This is a genomic window from Pseudomonas sp. PS01270 (genome assembly GCF_029959775.1).
Classification (GTDB): Bacteria; Pseudomonadota; Gammaproteobacteria; order Pseudomonadales; family Pseudomonadaceae; genus Aquipseudomonas; species Aquipseudomonas atacamensis.
Window position 1 is genome coordinate 1 of sequence record NZ_JASCPT010000259.1, and the last position, 1,662, is coordinate 1,662.

Here is a 1,662-nt window from a genome sequence, read left to right on the forward strand (position 1 = left end):
GCGGAGTATCAGTCAGCAAATATGTTGAATGTGCTGACGCTTTCGCGAGCAAGCTCGCTCCCACAGGGGGCTATGGCGCACTCAAGGCAACTACAAAGATCGACAGGGAGTCATCAATGTCATTCACTGAACCCGCAGGACGCCCGGGCCCCGCTGATTATCAAACGCCCCAAACCCGCCCCGAACCCCGGCTAAACCAGGCTGCGGCCATCGACAGCGAAGTCGCCCAATACTTCCTCGTCAGCGCCCGCTGCGGCTGCTTCATGCAAGCCGCGCGCAGCCTCAACGTGCGCTCGACCCTGTTGCGCAAACAACTCGCGCAACTCGAACAACAACTGCAACACAGCCTGTTCAGCTTCCAGGGCAGCGCCCTCAGCCTGACCCGCGAAGGTCAACAGTTGCAGGCCCGACTCAGCACCCTGGCCCACCAACGCAAACTCCCGGTCATCGAACAACCGCTGATCCGCCTCGCCATCGCCGAATCCATCCTCCACGACATCCTCGGCCGCGACCTCATCGCACTGCTGCGGCGCAACGCCAGCCTGCGCCTGGAAATCATCGCCCTCGACAGCGAACTGGCCTTGCGTGCGGTCAGCGCCGACATTGTCCTCTGGCTCGCCTCCGGCGAAGCTCCAAACCTTGGTCCCACCTTCGCCACCAGCGCACCGCAATACCTCGCGCGAATTGAATATCTGCCGCACATTGCCAAGCGCTATTCGCGGGTGACAGCGCGACCGGAAACGCCGGATGATCTGGCGGACTTTATGCTGGTGCAGTGGCAGCATGATCGACAGGTTGAGAGTTTTCGGCCGTGGAATGAGTTGGTGGAGGAGAGGTTGGCTGGGGTGGTGCAGATGCAGTCTTATGAATTGATGCTGGAGATGATCCGGTGCAGCGCTTGCATCGGATTGCTGCCGGCATACATGAGCCGCTTCGACCGTGGCCTCATCGCACTGCCCGGATTATTCGCCGAACCGATGCAGCTACACGCGTGGCTTGCCGTCAACACCGACTCGCAAAACTCCACCGAAATCCAAGCCCTCACCGACCTCATCCAGCAAACCTTCAACGAACGCCACGAATGGTTCCAGCCTTGACCCGCCCCCATGTAGGAGTGAGCCTGCTCGCGAAAGCAATCCGCCAGTCGAAGCCGCAGTGACTGACAAACCGCATTCGCGAGCAGGCTCGCTCCCACAAGAATCTTCATTGCTTACGCCGTTGATCGTTCCCACGCTCCGCGTGGGAATGCAGCCCGGGACGCTCTGCGTCCCCCCAGAGCTGGAACGCGGAGCGTCCCTTGAGGCATTCCCACGCAGAGCGTGGGAACGATCATCAACTGCGCCCGTACCGCATCAACAGTGGGAGCGAGCCTGCTCGCGAAAGCAATCCGCCAGTCTAAGCCACAGTGACTGACAAACCGCATTCGTGAGCAGGCTCGCTCCCACAAGAATCTTCATTGCTTACGCCGTTGATCGTTCCCACGCTCCGCGTGGGAATGCAGCCTGGGACGCTCTGCGTCCCCCCAGAGCTGGAACGCGGAACGTCCCTTGAGGCATTACCACGCAGAGCGTGGGAACGATCATCAACTGCACCCGTACCGCATCAACAGTGGGAGCGAGCCTGCTCGCGAAAGCAATCCGCCAGTCGAAGCCACAGTGACTG

The 1,662-nt window shown here is 60.6% G+C and carries 1 protein-coding gene; it reads left to right on the forward strand.

Going from position 1 to position 1,662, the window contains the following annotated elements; all coding sequences use genetic code 11:
* Positions 1–116 precede the first annotated feature (116 nt).
* Positions 117–1,097, forward strand: a complete 981-nt coding sequence (locus QMX86_RS28015) for a LysR family transcriptional regulator (protein WP_282387933.1) — start codon at positions 117–119, stop codon at positions 1,095–1,097.
* Positions 1,098–1,662 lie beyond the last annotated feature (565 nt).

What these genes read in the sequence shown, in the direction of transcription:
- QMX86_RS28015 (WP_282387933.1), top strand. Translation starts at nt 117, where the DNA reads ATGTCATTCACTGAACCCGCAGGACGCCCGGGCCCCGCTGATTATCAA.